At 48.8% G+C, this 2,242-nt stretch carries 3 protein-coding genes; 2 read left to right on the top strand and 1 reads right to left on the bottom strand.

From position 1 onward, the window contains the following. On the top strand, positions 1 to 198 hold a 198-nt coding region (locus tag KDK14_RS03790), incomplete at its 5' end, for a winged helix-turn-helix domain-containing protein (protein WP_257263688.1). Positions 199 to 301: 103 nt separating this feature from the next. Further along, a complete protein-coding gene (gene phoR, locus KDK14_RS03795) occupies positions 302 to 1,630 on the top strand; it encodes a phosphate regulon sensor histidine kinase PhoR (RefSeq protein WP_257263689.1) in 1,329 nt (442 codons plus the stop codon). Between the two features lie 68 nt (positions 1,631 to 1,698). Here phoR and KDK14_RS03800 read toward each other — a convergent pair whose 3' ends face one another. After that, positions 1,699 to 2,139, bottom strand: coding sequence for an H-NS family nucleoid-associated regulatory protein (locus KDK14_RS03800; RefSeq protein ID WP_257263690.1), 441 nt, complete (start codon positions 2,137 to 2,139; stop codon positions 1,699 to 1,701). Positions 2,140 to 2,242: the final 103 nt, after the last annotated feature.

Raw genomic sequence — 2,242 nt, forward strand, 5'->3', positions numbered from 1 at the left:
GAGTTCTTCCTGACTCACCAGGAGCGTGCCTATTCCCGTGGGCAATTGCTTGATCAGGTCTGGGGTGGCAATGTATATGTTGAAGAGAGAACGGTGGATGTCCATATTCGCCGCCTGCGCAAAGCGCTGGGCAGTGGCTATGAGCATTATGTTCAGACCGTCAGGGGTACTGGCTACCGTTTTTCTACCAAAGCATAGAATGTCTGAAAATGGCTTCAGAGACGTTGTTAACTGCATCATCGGATGTCTCCATTATTTACTGGTTCAATCACCATCAGCCAAACAAACTCCGGAATTACCTGTGACTTCCCCTATCCAATCCCGGTTTACACGTCGAATAGTGTCAATTCTTGCCATGGGACTGTTTGCAGGCTGGCTGTTTGACCAGATTTTTCCGGGGCTGTTTATTGCCACACTATTCTACCTTCTGTGGAGCCACTATCAGCTTCACCGTTTGCTTATATGGATTAATGCGGCTGCCCACAAAGAACTGCCTCCCCCGGAAAGCTCAGGCCTATGGGGTGAGATCTTTGACGGTATTTATCGAATACAGCGCAAACACAGCCGCTCAAAACAGCGGCTTGCCAGCGTGATAGAACGAATGCAGGAGTCAACGGCAGCATTAAACGACGGAATCGTTATGACTGACCCCAATGGCTCCCTTGAGTGGTGGAACCGTGCCGCTGGCGAGTTATTGGGCCTGCAAATGCCCGATGACCAGGGGCAGCCCCTGACCAATCTGGTCAGAAACCCCAGATTTGCCCGCTATATGGACAATAGCCACGGCAAAGAGCCAATCAAGATTGTTTCCCCTGTTCACGAGAGCCGTCAACTGCAAATAGCCATTACCGTTTATGGCCAGGGTGATCGACTGCTATTGGTCAGGGATATCAGTCGGTTGCATCAACTTGAAATCATGAGAACCGATTTTGTTGCCAATGTTTCCCATGAATTGAGAACGCCACTGACCGTCATTTCCGGTTATCTGGAGACCATGGAGGATGGCATGGCAATGCAGCCGGATACACCGCCCATCTTTAAGCGAGCCCTTGGTCAAATGCAGGAGCAGGCAGCGAGAATGCAGCGACTGATTGAGGATCTTTTGTTACTTTCACGCCTTGAAGCGACGGAACCGGACAGAATCAGCCAGTCCGTCAAGCTGAAGCCTCTGCTTAGTGGTATTGTTAACGACGCCAGGGCATTGAGCGGCGAAAATCAGCACCAGTTACAGCTGGAATGCGAAGACGATGCCTCATTAACCGGTGATGCAATGGAGCTGCGCAGTGCCTTTTCCAATCTGGTTTATAACGCCATACGCTATAGCCCCTGTGGGGGAAAGGTACAGGTGAAGTGGTGGCAGGATCAGGATGGTGGACATCTGATGGTTCAGGACAATGGTGTTGGCATTGACCCTGTTCACATCCCAAGGCTGACCGAACGTTTTTACCGGGTGGATAAAAGCCGCAGCCATGCAACAGGGGGAACCGGTCTTGGACTGGCGATTGCCAAGCATGTTTTATTAAGGCATGAAGGTCGTATAACTATCAGTAGTCATCCGGGAAAAGGCAGCCGTTTTATCTGTCACTTTCCCTTATCGAGAATTAATCAAGCCAGCGTCGTCGAAGTATAAAAACCAAAAGAAACTCATGAAAATAAAAAAGGGTCTGAAAGACCCTTTTTTTACTGAACCAATAAAGCTTACTCTTCTATCTGTTCCAAGGCGCAATCCAGGCGCTTCTTGCCAGTACGCTCCAGGTAAGCCTGGAAATCACGTGGCAGACGGCCAGTGGTGGCACCTTCCCACTTAACGCGCTCACCCGCTTCGTTCTCGTATTCAAACGTGTACTTTTGAATATTTCTGCGACGCTTTTGTGCTGACTCTTCCAGTTCCAGATTACCCACGCCCAGATCATTCATGGAAACGCCGCGGTCAGCCATAATCTGCTTGATGGCCTCAATACTTTCCTGCTTTTTCTTACGCTTTTCTTCGTCCTTGGCACGAGCCTCCTGCTTCTCAGTCAGCACATCATTCAGACGGAAAATGATACGCTCCAGGTCTTCAGCATGTACATCTTTAAACAGTTGGCGAATACGGGTTTTGCTGCTGAGACGATGCAGCACTTCTTCAAAAATATTCATTTACTCTGCGACTCCTTGGTCTTGATAGAACTTCCTACTCAGGAATAAAGATGTTCAATTCGATGAACTTTATACAGCAAGATTTTTTTAGATGGAAGTACCA

It is taken from the genome of Endozoicomonas sp. ONNA2 (genome assembly GCF_024606365.1).
Lineage (GTDB): Bacteria > Pseudomonadota > Gammaproteobacteria > Pseudomonadales > Endozoicomonadaceae > Endozoicomonas.

Excerpts from the sequence above, each read along its gene's own strand:
- KDK14_RS03800 (WP_257263690.1), bottom strand. The coding sequence starts at position 2,139 with ATGAATATTTTTGAAGAAGTGCTGCATCGTCTCAGCAGCAAAACCCGT.